The sequence below is a fragment of the Riemerella anatipestifer genome, from assembly GCF_009663465.1.
Lineage (GTDB): Bacteria > Bacteroidota > Bacteroidia > Flavobacteriales > Weeksellaceae > Riemerella > Riemerella anatipestifer_C.
In genome coordinates, this window is sequence record NZ_QXHU01000005.1 from 115,420 (window position 1) to 133,073 (window position 17,654).

Annotated in this window: 11 protein-coding genes and 1 CRISPR repeat array; of the genes, 7 read left to right on the top strand and 4 right to left on the bottom strand. The window is 33.3% G+C overall.

Features of this window, described 5'->3' with window-relative positions:
- The first annotated feature begins 127 nt into the window (after window positions 1-127).
- Both D1003_RS08150 and D1003_RS08155 read left to right on the top strand, forming a co-directional pair.
- A complete protein-coding gene (locus tag D1003_RS08150) occupies window positions 128-2,935 on the top strand; it encodes a carboxypeptidase-like regulatory domain-containing protein (RefSeq protein WP_153936412.1) in 2,808 nt (935 codons plus the stop codon).
- A gap of 31 nt (window positions 2,936-2,966) precedes the next feature.
- Window positions 2,967-4,376: a DUF5689 domain-containing protein gene (locus tag D1003_RS08155; protein ID WP_153936413.1), complete on the top strand. Its 1,410-nt coding sequence runs from the start codon at window positions 2,967-2,969 to the stop codon at window positions 4,374-4,376.
- A 226-nt stretch (window positions 4,377-4,602) separates the two neighbouring features.
- On the opposite strand, the gene D1003_RS08160 is transcribed toward D1003_RS08155, so the two are convergent.
- On the bottom strand, window positions 4,603-5,538 hold the full coding sequence (locus D1003_RS08160) for a nitronate monooxygenase family protein (RefSeq protein WP_153936414.1): 936 nt from the start codon (window positions 5,536-5,538) through the stop codon (window positions 4,603-4,605).
- Window positions 5,539-5,790: 252 nt separating this feature from the next.
- Here D1003_RS08160 and cas9 point away from each other — a divergent pair, with 252 nt between their 5' ends.
- From cas9 to D1003_RS08180, 4 genes are all read left to right on the top strand, one after another.
- On the top strand, window positions 5,791-9,993 hold the full coding sequence (gene cas9 / locus D1003_RS08165; protein ID WP_153936415.1) for a type II CRISPR RNA-guided endonuclease Cas9: 4,203 nt from the start codon (window positions 5,791-5,793) through the stop codon (window positions 9,991-9,993).
- Window positions 9,994-10,005: 12 nt separating this feature from the next.
- Complete coding sequence (cas1, locus tag D1003_RS08170) at window positions 10,006-10,905, top strand: type II CRISPR-associated endonuclease Cas1 (RefSeq protein WP_153936416.1); 900 nt, start codon at window positions 10,006-10,008, stop codon at window positions 10,903-10,905.
- On the top strand, window positions 10,895-11,233 hold the full coding sequence (cas2, locus tag D1003_RS08175) for a CRISPR-associated endonuclease Cas2 (protein WP_004918211.1): 339 nt from the start codon (window positions 10,895-10,897) through the stop codon (window positions 11,231-11,233). Before cas1 ends, cas2 begins: the two co-directional genes overlap by 11 nt.
- A gap of 108 nt (window positions 11,234-11,341) precedes the next feature.
- Window positions 11,342-12,983: direct repeats of the CRISPR family, unit length 46 nt; unit sequence GTTGCGAACTATCACAAAGATAGTAATTTTGAAAGCAATTCACAAC.
- A gap of 498 nt (window positions 12,984-13,481) precedes the next feature.
- Window positions 13,482-14,348 carry a glycoside hydrolase family 25 protein gene (locus D1003_RS08180; RefSeq protein WP_153936417.1) on the top strand — a complete coding sequence of 289 codons (867 nt, stop codon included), beginning with the start codon at window positions 13,482-13,484 and terminating at the stop codon, window positions 14,346-14,348.
- Between the two features lie 228 nt (window positions 14,349-14,576).
- On the opposite strand, the gene D1003_RS08185 is transcribed toward D1003_RS08180, so the two are convergent.
- Window positions 14,577-15,602, bottom strand: coding sequence for a hypothetical protein (locus tag D1003_RS08185; protein ID WP_153936418.1), 1,026 nt, complete (start codon window positions 15,600-15,602; stop codon window positions 14,577-14,579).
- 262 nt (window positions 15,603-15,864) lie between these two features.
- Window positions 15,865-16,239 (bottom strand): hypothetical protein, encoded by a 375-nt coding sequence (locus tag D1003_RS08190; protein ID WP_153936419.1) that lies wholly within the window; start codon window positions 16,237-16,239, stop codon window positions 15,865-15,867.
- A 735-nt stretch (window positions 16,240-16,974) separates the two neighbouring features.
- Between D1003_RS08190 and D1003_RS11105 the strand changes: the two genes are divergently transcribed.
- Window positions 16,975-17,115: a transposase gene (locus D1003_RS11105; RefSeq protein ID WP_221410925.1), complete on the top strand. Its 141-nt coding sequence runs from the start codon at window positions 16,975-16,977 to the stop codon at window positions 17,113-17,115.
- A gap of 90 nt (window positions 17,116-17,205) precedes the next feature.
- On the opposite strand, the gene D1003_RS08200 is transcribed toward D1003_RS11105, so the two are convergent.
- A complete protein-coding gene (locus D1003_RS08200; protein WP_152908193.1) occupies window positions 17,206-17,652 on the bottom strand; it encodes a hypothetical protein in 447 nt (148 codons plus the stop codon).
- Window positions 17,653-17,654: the final 2 nt, after the last annotated feature.

Sequence of the window (17,654 nt, forward strand, 5' to 3'; positions counted from 1 at the left end):
TTATTTATTCAATCGTGATAAAAATCACATATTAAAAATTCTTAATTCTGTTAAAATTTACCAAAAAAATGGGTTAATTTTGTGGATTGAATAATCAACTTATTCAAAAACTAAAAATAAGAATGTTATGATTAAGAAATTATCATTAGTCTCTATGTTCTGCCTATTACCCGCATCTTACTACTATGCACAGACTACAGTCTATGCATACGTAAAAGATGCTGATGGAAAACCCATCGAAAACGCAGTAGCTGACCTAAGGGAAGCCAATGACGATGTAAAGGCAGACAAAATTGGATATTTCCAATTTGTGGACTTAAAACCAGGACATTACCAAATGGTGGTAACCCAACCTAATTATGAAACAAAAGTTCTAGAGTTTGATGTCTTTGAAAACGAAAAAAGGAAAGATTTGGGAGTTATTACTCTATTTTCCAACCTTAAAAACTCAGAATTAGGAGTAGTTTTACTGGACGACAATAGCAATATGGACGAATCTTCCTCACAAGCGACATTAGGACTATTACAATCTTCTAGAGATGTATTTAGTAATATTGCTGCTTTTGATTTAGGTTTCTATTGGTTCAGACCTAGGGGTATAGACGGTAGAAGAAGTGAGGTTATGATGAATGGTATCTCTATGGAAAATGCTGATAATGGTAATGTAGATTATGGCAACTGGGGCGGTCTTAATGAAATTACAAGATACCCTGAAATTGCAGTAAACCACTCCCCTTCTGAATACGCTTTCGGAGGTATTGGCTCTGTGGTCTACAAAAATATGAAAGCAAGTGAATACCGCAAAGGTTTCCAATTTACCCAATCCCTTACCAACAGAAACTATCGTAACAGAACTTCTTTAAGATATTCTTCTGGAATGAATAAAAAAGGTTGGGCTTTTACCATAATGGGAGCTAGAAGATGGGCACAGGAAGGTATACAAGAAGGTACTTTTTATGATGCTTATGGAGCTTACCTAGGAATTGAGAAAAAAGTAAATGATAAACATACCCTTACTTTAAACTTAATAGGTTCTCCGTATCGTAGAAGTACCGCTAGCCCTAATACCCAAGAGGTAATAGATTATAATGGCGTACACTACAACGCTTACTGGGGCTGGCAAGATGGCGAAAAAAGAAGTGAAAGAGTAAGACAAGGATTTCAACCAATATTGCAACTTACTGATTATTGGAAGATAAGTAATAAGTCTCAACTTTGGACTACCATTTCTTACCAATTTGGTAAGGATAAAGCCTCTAGATTAGACTGGTATAATGCACAAAACCCATCTCCTCTATATTACAGGAATCTACCGAGCTACTTCGCAGGACTAGCTAACCCTAGCAACTCTGATATAGCTCAACTAGAAATAACCAAAAACAGATGGGAAAGTAATGACCAAAATTACACTCAAATAAATTGGGACAAGCTTTACCTCGCTAATAGAAATAGAGAACAAGCGGTTTATTTTCTAGTTAATGATGTTAATGATGACAAAGTTTGGAATGTAGGAACTCATTTTGTTCATAATTTTTCTGACAAGACGCAGCTATTCATCAACGCTTCTTATAGAAATTATTCATCAGACCAATATAGAGAAATAAAAGACTTATTAGGCGGACAGTATGCTCTTAACGGAGACCCTTTCGCTGCAGCTAATCAGCCTAAGCTTTCGGGACTATTTAACGAAGGGGAAGAAAACACTCATAAAAAAGTAGGTGATAAAATTGGTTACGATTATACTTTCCAAAGACAAGAATTCAAAGTAAATCCTGCCTTGAAATTTGGCATAAGCAACTTTGATGTTTTTGTATCTGCTCTTGCGTCCTACACTACCAATAACAGAGAAGGGCACTTTAACCATTACCTCTACAAAAACATATCGAAATCATCAGGAAATCAAGACTATTGGAATTTTGGTTTGAAAGGTCAAGTAATCTATAAGCTAGATGGTAGAAATTTCTTAGTTTACAATGGTGCCTACTACTCCCAAGCACCATATCTTAGAAATATGTTTATAAATGAAAGGGTAAACAATGCCATCGCTCCTAATCTCAAAAGTACTATAGTTTCTGCTAATGATATTAGCTATATGGTTTCTTCTCCATTTATTAAAGTGAGGGCTACTGCATTCCTTATAGACACGCAAAATGATACTAATGTACAGCGTTTCTTTGCCGATGGTATTAGATTAGACGGCATAGACAGCGAGGGTAACGCTACCAATACAAGGAGTGCATTTGTAACACAAGTAATGTCTAATGTAAACCGTAGAAATATGGGAGCGGAATTGGGAGTTGAAGTAAAAATTACACCTACTATTACGGTTAATGGAGTGGCAAATTATGGGAAGTATATCTATACTAACAACCCAGAAGTGTACTTCGCATCAGATGCTATGGGAATGTTCCCGAACGGAAAACTTTACACTAGCTATGGAACATCTTACATCAAAAACTTCAAACAAGGAGGTACTCCACAAGAGGCCTACTCTCTAGGAGTAAAATATAGCTCTCCTAAATACTGGTGGGTAGGTGCTAATTGGAATTATCTCGGCAATAATTTTCTAGACCCATCTCCTCTCATCCGTTCTGATTTTTTTGTTAATAACAAAACGACTGGCAATCCCTATGCAGGTATTTCAGAGGAAGAGTACAGAAGAGTTACTGCCCAAGTCAAACTTCCTGTAGCTTATTTCTTTAATATCAATGCTGGTAAGTCGTGGCTGTTAGGAAAATATTATGTAATGCTTAGTGCTACCGTCAATAATGTACTTGATAACACTAAATATGCTACAGGAGGCTTTGAACAGGCTAGAAATGTAAACTATGCAGACTTTAGAAGAGACTACGATAGAGAGTACCCTAACTTTGCACCTAAATATTTCTTTACACAAGGAAGAAACTACTTTATCAATCTACAGGTAAGATTCTAAATTTTATTTTTAACAATTTAATACAAAGAAGATGAAAACAACAACATACTTAAAGATTTCATTGATAGCTCTATCTGGATTCGGAGCATTAACTTCTTGCGTGCAAGATGACAAATTTGATACTCCTGCAATCCAATGTGGCAACCAATTCTCGGAGCCTACTATCACCATTAAAGATTTCAAAGCATTAGCCCCAACACCTAATGCGAATTTTGTTAGTAATTATGCCATACCTAACGGAGAAACAGATGCCCCTGTTATTTTTGAAGGATATGTAATATCTTCAGACGAAGGTGGTAATTTTTACAAGCAGCTCACTATACAAGACAAAACCGAAAATCCTACCGCTGGTATCCAAGTAGCCATAAACAAAACTTTTCTATACACAGACTATCCTGTAGGCTCTCGTGTAAGGGTTAGAGCTAACGGTCTTTCTGTTGGCTTAGACAGAGAAGTAGTTAAACTAGGCTATGTAAACCCGACTGGGCAAATACCCGAAGGTAATATGAGAAATTTTATCACTGGGGTTTGCGGTGGCAATACTATGGACATTAAAACCATTACTCCTAGAGTGGTAAATTCCATTGCAGAAGCTACTAAAGATGAATATATCAATACCTTAGTTACTATCAAAGGAGTACAATTTGCAGAAGCAGATGGTAAAATCACTTATGCTGATGCTATTAACAACCAAACTGTTGATAGAACTTTGGTTGACCGTGAAGACAATACTGCAGTAGTGAGAAATAGTGGTTTCGCTCGTTTTGCAGGAAAAACTTTGCCTACTAAAAGTGGAGATGTCACTGTAGTAGTAAACAAATATGTCTCTGGAAAAAATGTAACATGGCAACTCTACATTCGTGATTTGAACGATGTTAATTTTGAACAAGAAAGATTTGTAAGTTCCAAAAATGTTTTAGGCGGTGATACTCCAGAATATAATAGAACTATAGCAGAAACCTTTGATAATGTATCTACTGTAACGAGCTCCAAAAGAATAGCAGATTCTAAATATATTAATTATTCTGCGGTTGGAAATCGTTTCTGGGAACAGAAATCTTTTGGAGGCAACAACTATATCCAAATGAGTGCTTTTAAAGCTAGCACTGCTGTAAACACTTACTTTATAGTTCCTGCTGATTTCACAGGGACTTCAAAACTCTCTTTCCAAACAAAAGATGGCTACTATACAGGAGATGCACTTAAAGTATATTATACCACAAAATATACCCCTGGCGGAGTTGTAAATAAAACTGACTTAGTAGATATTACTTCTAAATTTGCTTTTTCAAAAGAGAATTCTACTGGCTATGCTGCAAGTTGGGTAGATAGTGGTGAATTTACTATTCCTATTACAGGAAAAGGTTACATAATTTTTGAATATGCAGGAAATGCGACAATAACTACTACTGTACAACTAGACAACATTACTTTAAAATAAAGTAAATATTAAAAAAAACTAAAGCTACTTCTTAATTAGGAGTAGCTTTTTTATATTAGCATTAAAATAATAGTATTTCAAAAGCCACCCTTTATAAAAAAATAATCAAAGTTTATTATAAATTGGGAATATGGTTTCTATCAAATTTATTTCTTACCTTAACGAAAAGCTCAGATTATACCAACTTTTTTAACTTGTACTCTCGTGGGACATTTTATTTAGTTTACTATAAAAAAGGTTCTTTACATTCTTTGAACTCTTTTATGAGTCTTTTAAATACTTCATCTACCGAGATAATGTCATCTATGAGTGCTGAAACTTGTCCTATTTCTAGTTCGCCTTCGTCTAAATCGCCTTCAAACATTCCTTTCTTGGCTCTTGCTCTACCTAAGGCTTGTTTCAGAGTTTCTATATCTCTTCCATTTTCATAAAGTTTTTCTAGGTCGTAGAAGAATTTGTTTTTTAATAGTCTAACGGGAGCAAGTTCTTTCAAAGTAAGTTGAGTATCACCTTCTTTAGCCTCCACTATTTTTTGTTTAAAGGCTTCGTGGGAACTGGCTTCTTTTGTAGCTGCAAACCTAGAGCCTATTTGTACACCGTCTGCTCCAAGTATCATTGCCGCTTTTATCTGTTGTCCTGTAGCGATACCTCCTGCAGCAATAAGGGGAGTGCTAATATGTTTGCTTACATTAGGAATAAGGCAGAAAGTGGTAGTCTCGTCTCTTCCGTTATGCCCGCCAGCTTCAAACCCTTCAGCAACAATAGCATCTACACCAGCTTCCTCGCATTTTATTGCAAATTTCAGAGAAGAAACCACATGAGCTACTTTTATACCTTCTTTTTGTAAAGTTTCGGTGTAGGTTTTCGGATTTCCTGCTGAGGTAAATACGATTTTAATTTGCTCCTCCATAATAATGTTAATAATTTCATCTAAGTTAGGATAAAGCATAGGAATATTAACACCAAAAGGCTTATTGGTAGCTTTTTTGCATTTTTGGAGGTGTTCTCTTAAAACATCAGGGTACATACTTCCGGCACCTATCAGTCCTAGTCCACCAGCGTTAGAAACAGCAGAGGCTAACCGCCAACCGCTATGCCATACCATACCACCTTGTATGATAGGGTATTGTATGTTGAAAAGTTCTACAATTCTATTTTTCATATTTTTTTTAGTTGAATAAAGTTACAAAAATTGAGGCTATCTATATTAAATTGTTTTTTTAGAGAAGAATATATAATAAAAAACGAGGTACTGTTATTAGCCCCCGTAATAAATGTTCTCACAACGGAATCTTCCTTATTGTGAATTGCTTTCAGGTACAAATTTAGATATAAATATCATAATGACAAAATATTTATTAAATTTATACACGAAAATAAAGATTATTATTGTTTAAAAATTAATATACTAAAAATGAAAATCATACTTGGATTAGACTTAGGAACCAACTCTATCGGTTGGGCGTTGGTTAGAGAAGCGCAAAAAGAGGGTGAGAAATCTGAAATTATTAAGTTAGGCGTTCGTGTAAATCCTCTAACGGTAGATGAAAAAACAAATTTTGAAGCAGGGAGACCCTTATCCACCAATGCCGATAGAACAGCTAAAAGAAGTGCAAGAAGAAATTTACAACGCTATAAACTCAGAAGAAAAAATTTAATAGACTTGTTGATTAAAAATCAGTTGATTGATAAAGATACACCACTAACCGAAATTGGTAAAAATACCACCCATCAAACTTTAGAGTTAAGAGCCAAGGCAGCGAGAGAACGAATAGAATTAGAAGATTTAGCCCGTGTATTTTTAGCGATTAACAAAAAGAGAGGCTACAGAAGCAGTAGAAAAGTAAATAATGAAGAAGAAGGACAAGCGGTTGATGGTATGGCAGTAGCTAAAAAGTTGTATGACGAAAACTTAACGCCAGGGCAGTACGCCTATGAATTGCTATCAAAAGGTAAAAAATATGTGCCTGATTTCTATCGCTCGGATTTGCAAGCGGAATTTGACAGCATTTGGAAATATCAAAAGCAGTTTTACTCTCAGGTTCTTTTAGATGAATTGTATAAAGAGTTGAAAGGAAAAAATAAAAGTCAAACCTGGGCTATTTGTAAAGAACCTTTTGCTATTGAAGGAATTAAGCTTTCTGAAAAAGGTGCTGATTTGAAACTAAAAAAATACCAACTGCGTGCAGAAGGTTTAGCTCGAAAATTAGATTTGGAGTTGTTAGCGATTGTTTTACAGGAAATCAATAGCGACTTAAATAAATCCAGTGGGTATTTAGGGGCGATTTCAGATAGAAGCAAGGAATTGTATTTTAATAAAGAAACCGTAGGCGAAAACCTTTGGAAACAAATACAGAAAAATCCGCATACTTCACTAAAGAACCAAGTTTTCTATCGTCAAGATTATTTAGATGAATTTGAGCAAATTTGGGAAATACAAGCTCAATTTCACCCACAATTAACACTTGCCTTAAAGGAGCAAATTCGTGATGTGGTCATTTTTTATCAACGAAAATTAAAATCTCAAAAAGGTTTATTGAGTTTCTGCCAGTTTGAAAGTTGGGAAATAGAACGAAAAGACGAAAATGGCAATGTTATTCTCAATAAAACCACCCAACTACCCAAAAGGCAAACGGTAGGTAGGCGTGTTGCTCCTAAATCTTCTCCGCTATTTCAAGAATTTAAAATATGGCAGAATATCAATAATTTAGAGGTAACAAAAATTAGTGAGGGAGCTTCAAAGAATAAAAAGGAAACAGAGACTTTAAGTGATGATGAGCGAAAATTATTGTTTGAAGAATTAAACTTAAGAGGAAATCTCTCACAAAAAGAGATGTTACAAATTTTAGGTTTAAAAGATAAAGAATACAAAACGAATTTTTCAGAAGGTTTGGAAGGCAACCGAACCAATGCCGCTTTATTCAATATCTATCAGCAAATTGCAGAGAATGAGGGCTATGGTGATTGGACTAAAAAATCAGCTCAAGAGATTAAGGAGGAATTAAAAGCAGTATTTCCACAAATAGGTATTCAGGCTAATATTTTAGATTTTAATGCAGAGTTAGACGGAAAAGAATTTGAAAATCAAGCCTCTTATCAATTGTGGCATTTGTTGTATTCTGCCGAGGAAGATGATAAAATCAACGAAGAAGACCAAATCATTTACGGGAACTCTGCAGTCAGTTTAAAAAAGAAACTTTGTGAAAAATTTGGTTTTACTCCCGAATATGCCAAATGGATAGCGAATGTGTCCTTGCAAGATGATTACGGAAATTTATCAACCAAAGCGATGCGTAAAATCATTCCGTATCTTATAGACGGAAACGATTATTCAGAAGCCTGTGCATTAGCAGGGTATAATCATTCTAATAGTTTGACTAAAGAAGAAAATGATAATAGAGAATTGTTGGATAAATTAGAACTTTTACCTAAAAACAGCTTACGCAATCCTGTGGTGGAAAAAATACTTAACCAAATGATTAATGTAGTTAATCAAGTGATTGAAACCTATGGCAAACCCGATGAAGTGCGTATTGAATTAGCCAGAGAACTGAAAAAAAGTGCAGAGGAACGAGCTGAAATGACCAAAGGCATCAACGAAGCCACACGAAGAAATGAAGATATTAAAAAACGCATTACTAAAGAATTTGGTATTTCTAACCCTACTAAAAGCGATGTGGTTCGTTATCGTTTATGGGAAGAGTTAGCACCTTTAGCCTATAAAGATGTTTTTACTGGTAAACAAATTAAAAAGGAAGATTTATTTTCATCAAAAATAGATATAGAACACATTATTCCGAAGGCATTATTATTTGATGATTCTTTCTCTAATAAAACTTTAGCTTTTAGGGAAACCAATCTTAAAAAAGCAGACCGAACGGCTTATGATTTTATAGAAAGTGATTATAATGCAACACTTGACGATTATATCCAGCGGGTAGAAACGCTTTATAATAACGCCAAAGGAACTATTTCCAAAGGCAAAAGAAATAAACTCTTGATGGCTCAAAAAAATCTGCCCGATGGATTTATTGAAAGAGATTTGCGTAATAGCCAATACATTGCTAAAAAAGCAAAGGCGATGTTATATCAAGTGTTTAAGGATGTGAATGTTACCTCTGGAAGTATTACCGATAGACTGCGTGAAGATTGGGATTTAATCAATGTGATGAAAGAATTGAATTTTCCTAAATATAAGGCTTTAGGACTGACAGAGATAGAGGAGCGTTATGATATTGGGCAAGAAAAAACAAAAAAAGTAGAAGTAATTACCGATTGGACAAAACGAAACGACCATAGACACCACGCAATGGATGCACTAACGGTGGCTTTTACCACAAAAAGTCATGTGCAGTATCTTAATAATCTAAACACGATACATTCATTAAAGGGCGATGAGGTAGATTTGGAATTGAGTAAGTTATACGGACTTAAAAATACCATTACGGAAGTGGTGAATAAAAACCGAAAATTTATTCCACCAATGCCTAACTTTAGAGAGGAAGCCAAAAAGCATATAGAAACCATTTTGGTTTCGATTAAAAATAAAAATAAGGTTTACACCAAAAACATCAATAAAACCAAGAAAAAGTCAGGCCACAATACCAAAGAACAACTAACGCCACGAGGACAATTACATAAAGAAACAGTTTATGGAAAGTCCAAAAGACCGATGAATAAGTCTACTAAAATCAATAAAAATTTTAGTTTAGAACAGGCTCAACTTATTATCAATGTACAGGAAAAAGAATTGGTGCTTCGTCATTTAGCTCAATTTGACAACAACCCAGCAGTTGCTTTTGATACAAAAACACTCAAAAAAATGCCATTACTTAAAAATGGTGAACCTTTGAAAGAAGTGTTGTGTTTTGAGGAAATTTTTACGATTAGAAAAGACATTACTCCTGATTTAAAGATTGAAAAGGTGGTGGATGAAAAAATAAAAGCTATTTTAGAGCAACGCAAAAAAGATTTTGGAGGTAATGCAAAAGAAGCCTTTTCAGATTTGGATAAAAATCCGATATGGCTCAACAAGGAAAAAGGAATTTGCATCAAGCGAGTAACCATTACAGGAGTAAGTAACGCCGAAGCTCTACACCATCAAAAAGACCATTTAGGCAGGGAAATTTTGGACGATAACGGAAACCCTATACCTGCGGATTTTGTGAGTACGGGGAATAATCATCATGTCGCTATTTATGAGGATGAAAAAGGTAAACTGCAAGAAAAAGTAGTGTCGCTTTATGAAGCAGTAGCAAGAGCAAATCAAGGCTTACCTGTTGTTGATAAAGGATTAAATGAAGATTTAGGATGGAAGTTTTTATTTACCATGAAACAAAATGAAATGTTTGTTTTTCCTAATGATGATTTTGATATAAATGAGATTGATTTATTAGATGAGAATAATGTTAAAAAAATTAGTCAATATTTGTTTAGAGTTCAGAAATTAGCGACAAAAAATTATATGTTTCGACATCATTTAGAGACCAATGTTCAAGAGGTAAAAGAATTAAATGATATAGCATATAAATCTATTAGAAGTACAGAACCTCTGAAAAACATCAAAAAAGTTCGTATTAACCATATAGGAAAAATAGTTCAAGTGGGAGAATATTAAAAATAATGGATTATGCTTTACCGTTCTATCTATATTGGCAATCCTGCCTACCTCAAGTTAAAAGACCAGCAAATGAAAATCATTTGTCCGGAGACAAAGGTAGAAAAAGGGAGTATTCCTGTTGAAGATTTGGGACTATTGATGCTCGACCATTTTCAAATCACGATTTCTCATCAGCTCATTCAATGGTTGATGGGAAATAATGTGGTGGTTATCAGTTGTGATGCTCATCATTTACCTCACGGCATAATGTTACCTTTGTATGGGCACTCCGAATATTCTGAACGGGTGAAATATCAGCTTGAAGCCAGCGAACCTTTAAAGAAAAACCTTTGGAAACAAGTTGTTGAGAGTAAAATCAATAACCAATCAGAAGTTTTAAAGCGTTTAGGGAACTACTACGAACCTATGCTGGAGTACAAAGAACAAGTGAAAAGTGGAGATACTACTAATATGGAGGGGATCGCGGCACAACATTATTGGAAATATTTGATTGCCCCTGATTTTTTAAGAGAACGATTTGGCGAATCGCCTAATCAATTTTTTAACTTTGGTTATGCGGTGCTGAGAAGCATTGTGGCAAGAGCGATAGTAGAAACGGGGCTGTTGCCTGTATTGGGGATTTTTCATAAGAATAAATATAATCCTTACTGCTTGGCAGACGATTTAATGGAACCTTACCGTCCGTTTGTAGATTTTTTGGTAATGGAATGGTTAGAAAATCACCCTGAAAGTGAAGAGTTAACCAAAGATTTTAAAGCATTTATGCTAAATATAGCGACTTTAGATGTGAGAATTGAAAATAAGCTAAGACCTTTAATCGTAGCTGTAAAAATGAGTGTAGTTTCTGTTTATAAATGTTATACCGGAGAAAAAAGACAAATAGCTGTACCTGAGTTTTATGAAGTTTAATCGTTTTAATGCTTATAGAGTTATGTGGGTTATGGTGCTATATGATTTACCAACAGAAACTAAAGCGATGCGGAAAGCAGCTCAACTTTTTAGAAAACGCTTGGAGGACGATGGCTTTAGCCTTTTCCAATTTTCCATTTACATAAGGCATTGTCCAAGTCGTGAAAATGCAGAAGTACACATCAAAAGAGTAAAATCAATACTTCCCAAACACGGTAAGGTGGCTATCATGAGTATTACAGATAAACAGTTTGGAGATATAGAAATTTTCTTTGCGAGAGCTAAAGAAGAACCCAAACCAACCTATCAGCAATTAGAACTTTTTTAGAAACAGAAAAAAAGGATTTACTAAAGTAAAAATAGACAAGAAATAGTGAAAAATCTAATCCTAATAAAAAGCAAAACCCATTGAAAAACAACGGGTTTATTTTTTGAGGTTGCGAACTATCACAAAGATAGTAATTTTGAAAGCAATTCACAACAAAGTGATTTTAATGGTAAACCTTACTATTGTTGCGAACTATCACAAAGATAGTAATTTTGAAAGCAATTCACAACATTCATTGTTTATATCTCATTCCAGCCAACGTTGCGAACTATCACAAAGATAGTAATTTTGAAAGCAATTCACAACTGGAAAACATCAGACCATTTTTCTAAGAAAGTTGCGAACTATCACAAAGATAGTAATTTTGAAAGCAATTCACAACGAAAGCCCTACGGAGGACAAAATGTCTTCTGTTGCGAACTATCACAAAGATAGTAATTTTGAAAGCAATTCACAACTTAAAAATTTTGAAGGAAAAGATTGTAATTGTTGCGAACTATCACAAAGATAGTAATTTTGAAAGCAATTCACAACAGTGTTCCGCTTCCGAAGTTCAGGCGTTAAGTTGCGAACTATCACAAAGATAGTAATTTTGAAAGCAATTCACAACAGTTGCTTCGGAGTTATTTCGCTAAATCGGGTTGCGAACTATCACAAAGATAGTAATTTTGAAAGCAATTCACAACGAACCGTCATTTTTTAACAAATCATCACTAGTTGCGAACTATCACAAAGATAGTAATTTTGAAAGCAATTCACAACATCAAAGCGATTTCTAACGCTATTGTTCCTGTTGCGAACTATCACAAAGATAGTAATTTTGAAAGCAATTCACAACTTTCGCCCAACTGAAAAGATGGGATTCAAAGTTGCGAACTATCACAAAGATAGTAATTTTGAAAGCAATTCACAACTTATAAAATGAGGAAGAGTAATCAAAAAGAGTTGCGAACTATCACAAAGATAGTAATTTTGAAAGCAATTCACAACCACACGATTTTTCAATGACAAAGTATCTTTGTTGCGAACTATCACAAAGATAGTAATTTTGAAAGCAATTCACAACTTTAAGATTTTTCATAACTATAACATTTCGGTTGCGAACTATCACAAAGATAGTAATTTTGAAAGCAATTCACAACCCGTTCATTTTCCAGAACTTGATTTATGGAGTTGCGAACTATCACAAAGATAGTAATTTTGAAAGCAATTCACAACACCAAAGAGAAAGAAGCAATTTATCTGGAGGTTGCGAACTATCACAAAGATAGTAATTTTGAAAGCAATTCACAACTTATTTTCTATTTTTTCAAATTGTTTTATCGTTGCGAACTATCACAAAGATAGTAATTTTGAAAGCAATTCACAACAGCCCACAAGGTGCGAAGGTATAGGCAAGGGTTGCGAACTATCACAAAGATAGTAATTTTGAAAGCAATTCACAACAACAAAGAGAGTGAATTGTTTTTATAGCTTGTTGCGAACTATCACAAAGATAGTAATTTTGAAAGCAATTCACAACACAATATTATGGAAAATCAGTGTGTAAATTGTTGCGAACTATCACAAAGATAGTAATTTTGAAAGCAATTCACAACAAAATGAATCTTACAGGGAATATTGGTAACGTTGCGAACTATCACAAAGATAGTAATTTTGAAAGCAATTCACAACTAAACAAAAAAAAGACAGATATAAATACCTGTTGCGAACTATCACAAAGATAGTAATTTTGAAAGCAATTCACAACAAAAAGCTCGTTAATCCTACACCCATATTCGTTGCGAACTATCACAAAGATAGTAAAAATTGAAAGCAATTCACAACTAAAAGCAATAAGTTTATCCGAAGTTAAAAGATATCTAGAGGCAGTTATCCGATTGCACCACTCTTGGCGACAAAGGTTTATCCCCAGAAATCCAAATAGATTTGTTCAATTACACAAGGATAGCACTAGAAGCACCTGAAAGACTAAACCCAAAGCATTACAAGCCTCAATTTCATTTATCTAAGGAACAGTAGAAGAAGTTTCCCTTCATCTCGCAACTCTATGACCAGTTTAATTAGAAGAAATTATACTAAGACATTTGAGAATTTCAAAGGCTAAAATAACCACTTTTTAACTATTGTGCTATTCATCAATAAAGAATATTTCAATCGCAATATCAATAATTTAAAGTTAGTATTTCTAAAATTAAAATGTACAACAGTAAATTATAATAAATTTATACTTAGCTTTGTAAGTGTTATGTCGAAACGAAGATACAACTCTAGAGTTAGAAAAAAAAACAACATAAGCAAAAAAAGAAATAAAAAAAAGATTTACAAATGGTTGTTACTATTTGTAATATCTATAGCTTTAGTTGGTACAGGTATTTATATTAAAAATAAAATTTTCTTTTACTATGCCATGTACTTCAAAAAACACCAGCATAAAAAACTAGAAAATTCCATTTCAGAAACTAGAAGAATAAATACCATTATTACCGAATATCAGGATAAAATATTTGGTATAGATATATCTCATTATCAAAAAAAAGAAGATATAGAATGGGATAGCCTAAGTATTGCAAATGATGCCATAAATATTGATTTCATTGTTCTAAGGGCAACTATGGGAAATCGTTCTAAAGACAAACATTTTGATTACTTTTGGACTCAAACAAAAAAATACAATTATACAAGAGGAGCTTATCATTTTTATCGTCCAGATGAAGATCCTGTTTTACAAGCTAATAATTTTTTAAACCAAGTGAAGTTGGAAAAAGGCGACCTTCGTCCCGTGCTAGATATAGAAAAAATACCTAGAAAAAAATCTATAAAACAGTACAAAGAAGATATAAAGACTTGGCTAAAAATAGTGGAAGATACCTACGGAACTAAACCTATTATCTATACTTACTACCATTTTTATAAAGATTATTTAAGAGGTGATTTTGAAGGTTATCCCCTATGGTTAGCTAATTACAACCATGTTTTAGTGCCTTCGGAAGAGGATAGTTGGTTGTTTTGGCAGTTTACAGAAAAAGGTATTGTAAAAGGCATTAATGTAAAAGTAGACCTCAATATTTTTAATGGAAATTCTTGGGAATTTAATAAATTGCAATTAGATTGACTCTTTCCCATAAAGTGTACAAGTTAAAAAAACTAGACTTGGATTTATAGAAATCTGAACCTTTAGCCAATAATAAATAACCTGAACTCGGATTAAGCAATATTCAAAAATAATTGACCGTCGTGTTGTTTACTTTTTGTAAGACGAGGGCGATTTAGTATTCTGTCCACATCCTAAACAAAAGCAACACAAACAAAAATATACGATTAGGTTTTTCATCAGCATTTTTTAAAAGGGAAATAAATCTTCTGAATCTTTGGGCATATACAGATAAAGTTTATCCATATCATATCGTTCATCTCCATCTTCATCCGTATAAAAGTAAGTTAATATACCTCCATTTACATATCTTATATCTGGCGTATTATGTAGCAAACTAACTAATCTATTATTAGAAAAATAGGACATTTTATAATCTTTCATCTCCTTATACATTCTATTTTTTCTTTCTAAAACATCTAAATACTCATCCCAAAGCTCTTGATTATCTTCAGAAGTGGCATAGTATGCTATACTATTCCTTTTTTCTTCCTCAAAATAAATTCTTGCCAACGCATCTTTATCCTTAGTTTCATAAATCTTTTGTACCATTTTATTCCACTCTAAGGCTTTTTTCTCCAGTTCTTCTTTATCTAATTTACTAAGATCTTTGGCTGTATCCAAAGTATTGATTTCATAAGGAACATTTGCCGTAAAGGTAAAACTCCCTTCGTAATAAGGTTTGCCAGATGCAATAAAATTGCCCTTTTCATCAGTAGGAGTATGATGTTTAGCTATCAATATCTCATCGTCAAAATCCTTAGCACTCCTATTGTCTATCTCTATTACCGATACAGAAAATGCTGTCTGATCGGTAAGTGTCGTAAATTCCTCATCAAAACCTTCATATTCTCTTTTGTATGCATCACCCACTGGGTATAAACGATAAGTAAGCTTTTGCTTACCACTCTTTAATATTGCTCGGCTAACTTTAAGAGGAGTTACCAAATTACTTATAGAATAGCCTAAATAAACATATTCATCATTTATAAGTATTTCTATAAAACAATGGCTCTTGCTAAAACGCAAATAATAAAGTGGTTCCTTATCATAGCGTTTTACCGCTTTGTTTAATTCCTCTACAAAGTTGTTACTGTTGATTTCTGGGTGGGGTAAGTTCATAGAATACTCGTAAGACGAGGGCGATTTAGTATTCTGTCCACATCCTAAACAAAAGCAACACAAACAAAAATATACGATTAGGTTTTTCATCATCGTTTTTTATATATTCTCGGTATTATTTCTTTTCAAATATTTTCCATTCTTAATAGCTATATTTCTTACCATTGTAAGTTTTGTAGGCAGAATTTTCTCGCCTATCAAACTCACCATCAGGCATAACTTCTCCAGTATCTCCATCTATATAGAAATAAATAGGTAAATAGGCAGGTGGTTCTCCTCTACCACTTATAGGACCTTCGTTAGGTTTACCATTTGTTATTTTAATAATTCTCTATACTGAATAACTATAATAGCTTTACTTTAACCAAAAATATCTTATTTTGGTATGTTTTTTATATTTTCCTTTTTCATCTAAGTAAATTTCTAATTTCCAAAAATCAATATCTTTTTTAGTCAATAAATCGTTATAATTATATGTAAATATTGCAACTTCATCTTCATTATCCCAATCCCAAATATGGGGTAACTTGTATTGTGAAATATGATTTTGTACATACAATTTATGAATATTTCCATCTAAAGTTACTATTTTCCCTAAATAACCTATTTCTTTATTAGAGGTATGAAATATAATAATGGGACGAGTAAAGTTATAAATAAAATATATGATTACAACGAGTAACAATGTCAGAAAAAAGTATAAACCTTTTTGAGTATTATTTATTTTCATTCTTATAGCATTTGTGTTTCTTCCATCGTATTTATTTTTTCGTCATCGTTTTGCCCATAAAGGCTACTGAACAAAAATAAAATTGGGATAAGTAGTAAAGTTGGTGTTTTCATATCTTTATTTTGTATTATCTTTCTTAAAATATATAGCCTCAAAGTTATCAAAAGTTCCTACACCACCTTCGCTTGATTTTTTATCTAATAATTTCTTAACAAGTTGTTCTTCTCCTGCGTTTCCATCTAAATAAATATAAAATATACCATTAGTACCTTTTATAATTACACTTGTCCGAAAATAACAGTTTTTTATTTTTCTCCCAAATTTTTTCCGTCGGCCTCGCGTGATTTTTCCGTCAGCCTCGCGTAAAATTTCCTGCCCGATGGAAATTTTACGCGAGGCCGACGCAGTGAATAGGGACTAAGCAATGCTAACTTTGATACCTGAGCAATTTTTATTCGTTCGTTAAAAAAAATATACAAATCAGGAAAACCACTTTTACGATGTTTGCTAAAACCTTTGCTATAGCGATATCCTAAACTTCTGCACTACCCAAGCCAATGTAGATAACAGAGAGCCTCTTAAAAAATGAGAACTTCCTCAAGCAAATATTTGGTAAAATCTTCGGCGACAAAGGATACATCTCCCAGAAATTCTTTTTGTAGACGAAATTCAGCTCATTACAAGCATAAGAAATAACATGAAGAATTCTTTGATGAGTTGTCCGACAAAATTATTTTGCACAAAAGGTCCGTAATAGAAATAGTAAACAACGAACTGAAAAACATCTGCCAATCTGAACATTCAAGACATTGTTCTGGGACAAACTTCATAACTAATCTTATTGCAGGGATTGTAACATATTATTTCTTCCCCTAAAAAAACCGTCAATTACTTACAAAAAGTAAATGACGGTCGATTATTTTAACTTTTCTTAACCCGAAATTAAGATTAGTTTAAATACTATTTTTAGGGGTAGAAATTAGAAGAAGTATTTACAAATGATTTTATTTCCATCTTATAAATTTCTCTGTCTAATCTTCTATCTTTATATACAATATAATATTTATTAAAATTTTCCTTATTAGTTTCACTAATTTCCTTATTAGGATAAATCATTTCGGTTCTAGGATAGGTATGGCTGGCTTCCAACAAATACCTATTAGCATCTCCTTTTTCTAAATATTTAACTCTAGTTGGTATTAAAACACCTCCTATTTCAAACCAAAAATAATCTACATTTAGCTTTTGTGAACTAGATAAAACAACTTTATAACGCTCGCCTCTCACGCCTTTTACTCCTCCAAACCACAAAGATTTTTCCGCAGATATTATCTTCATATTAACAGATTTATTCTCCTGTGATTTACAAAAATAAAGCATCAGTAATAAAGAAAATCTTAATAAATATTTCATAT

Excerpts from the sequence above, each read along its gene's own strand:
- cas1 (WP_153936416.1), top strand. The coding sequence starts at position 10,006 with ATGCTTTACCGTTCTATCTATATTGGCAATCCTGCCTACCTCAAGTTA.
- D1003_RS08180 (WP_153936417.1), top strand. The coding sequence starts at position 13,482 with ATGTCGAAACGAAGATACAACTCTAGAGTTAGAAAAAAAAACAACATA.
- cas9 (WP_153936415.1), top strand. The coding sequence starts at position 5,791 with ATGAAAATCATACTTGGATTAGACTTAGGAACCAACTCTATCGGTTGG.
- D1003_RS08185 (WP_153936418.1), bottom strand. The coding sequence starts at position 15,602 with ATGATGAAAAACCTAATCGTATATTTTTGTTTGTGTTGCTTTTGTTTA.
- D1003_RS08155 (WP_153936413.1), top strand. The coding sequence starts at position 2,967 with ATGAAAACAACAACATACTTAAAGATTTCATTGATAGCTCTATCTGGA.
- D1003_RS08200 (WP_152908193.1), bottom strand. The coding sequence starts at position 17,652 with ATGAAATATTTATTAAGATTTTCTTTATTACTGATGCTTTATTTTTGT.
- cas2 (WP_004918211.1), top strand. The coding sequence starts at position 10,895 with ATGAAGTTTAATCGTTTTAATGCTTATAGAGTTATGTGGGTTATGGTG.
- D1003_RS08190 (WP_153936419.1), bottom strand. The coding sequence starts at position 16,239 with ATGAAAATAAATAATACTCAAAAAGGTTTATACTTTTTTCTGACATTG.
- D1003_RS08150 (WP_153936412.1), top strand. The coding sequence starts at position 128 with ATGATTAAGAAATTATCATTAGTCTCTATGTTCTGCCTATTACCCGCA.
- D1003_RS08160 (WP_153936414.1), bottom strand. The coding sequence starts at position 5,538 with ATGAAAAATAGAATTGTAGAACTTTTCAACATACAATACCCTATCATA.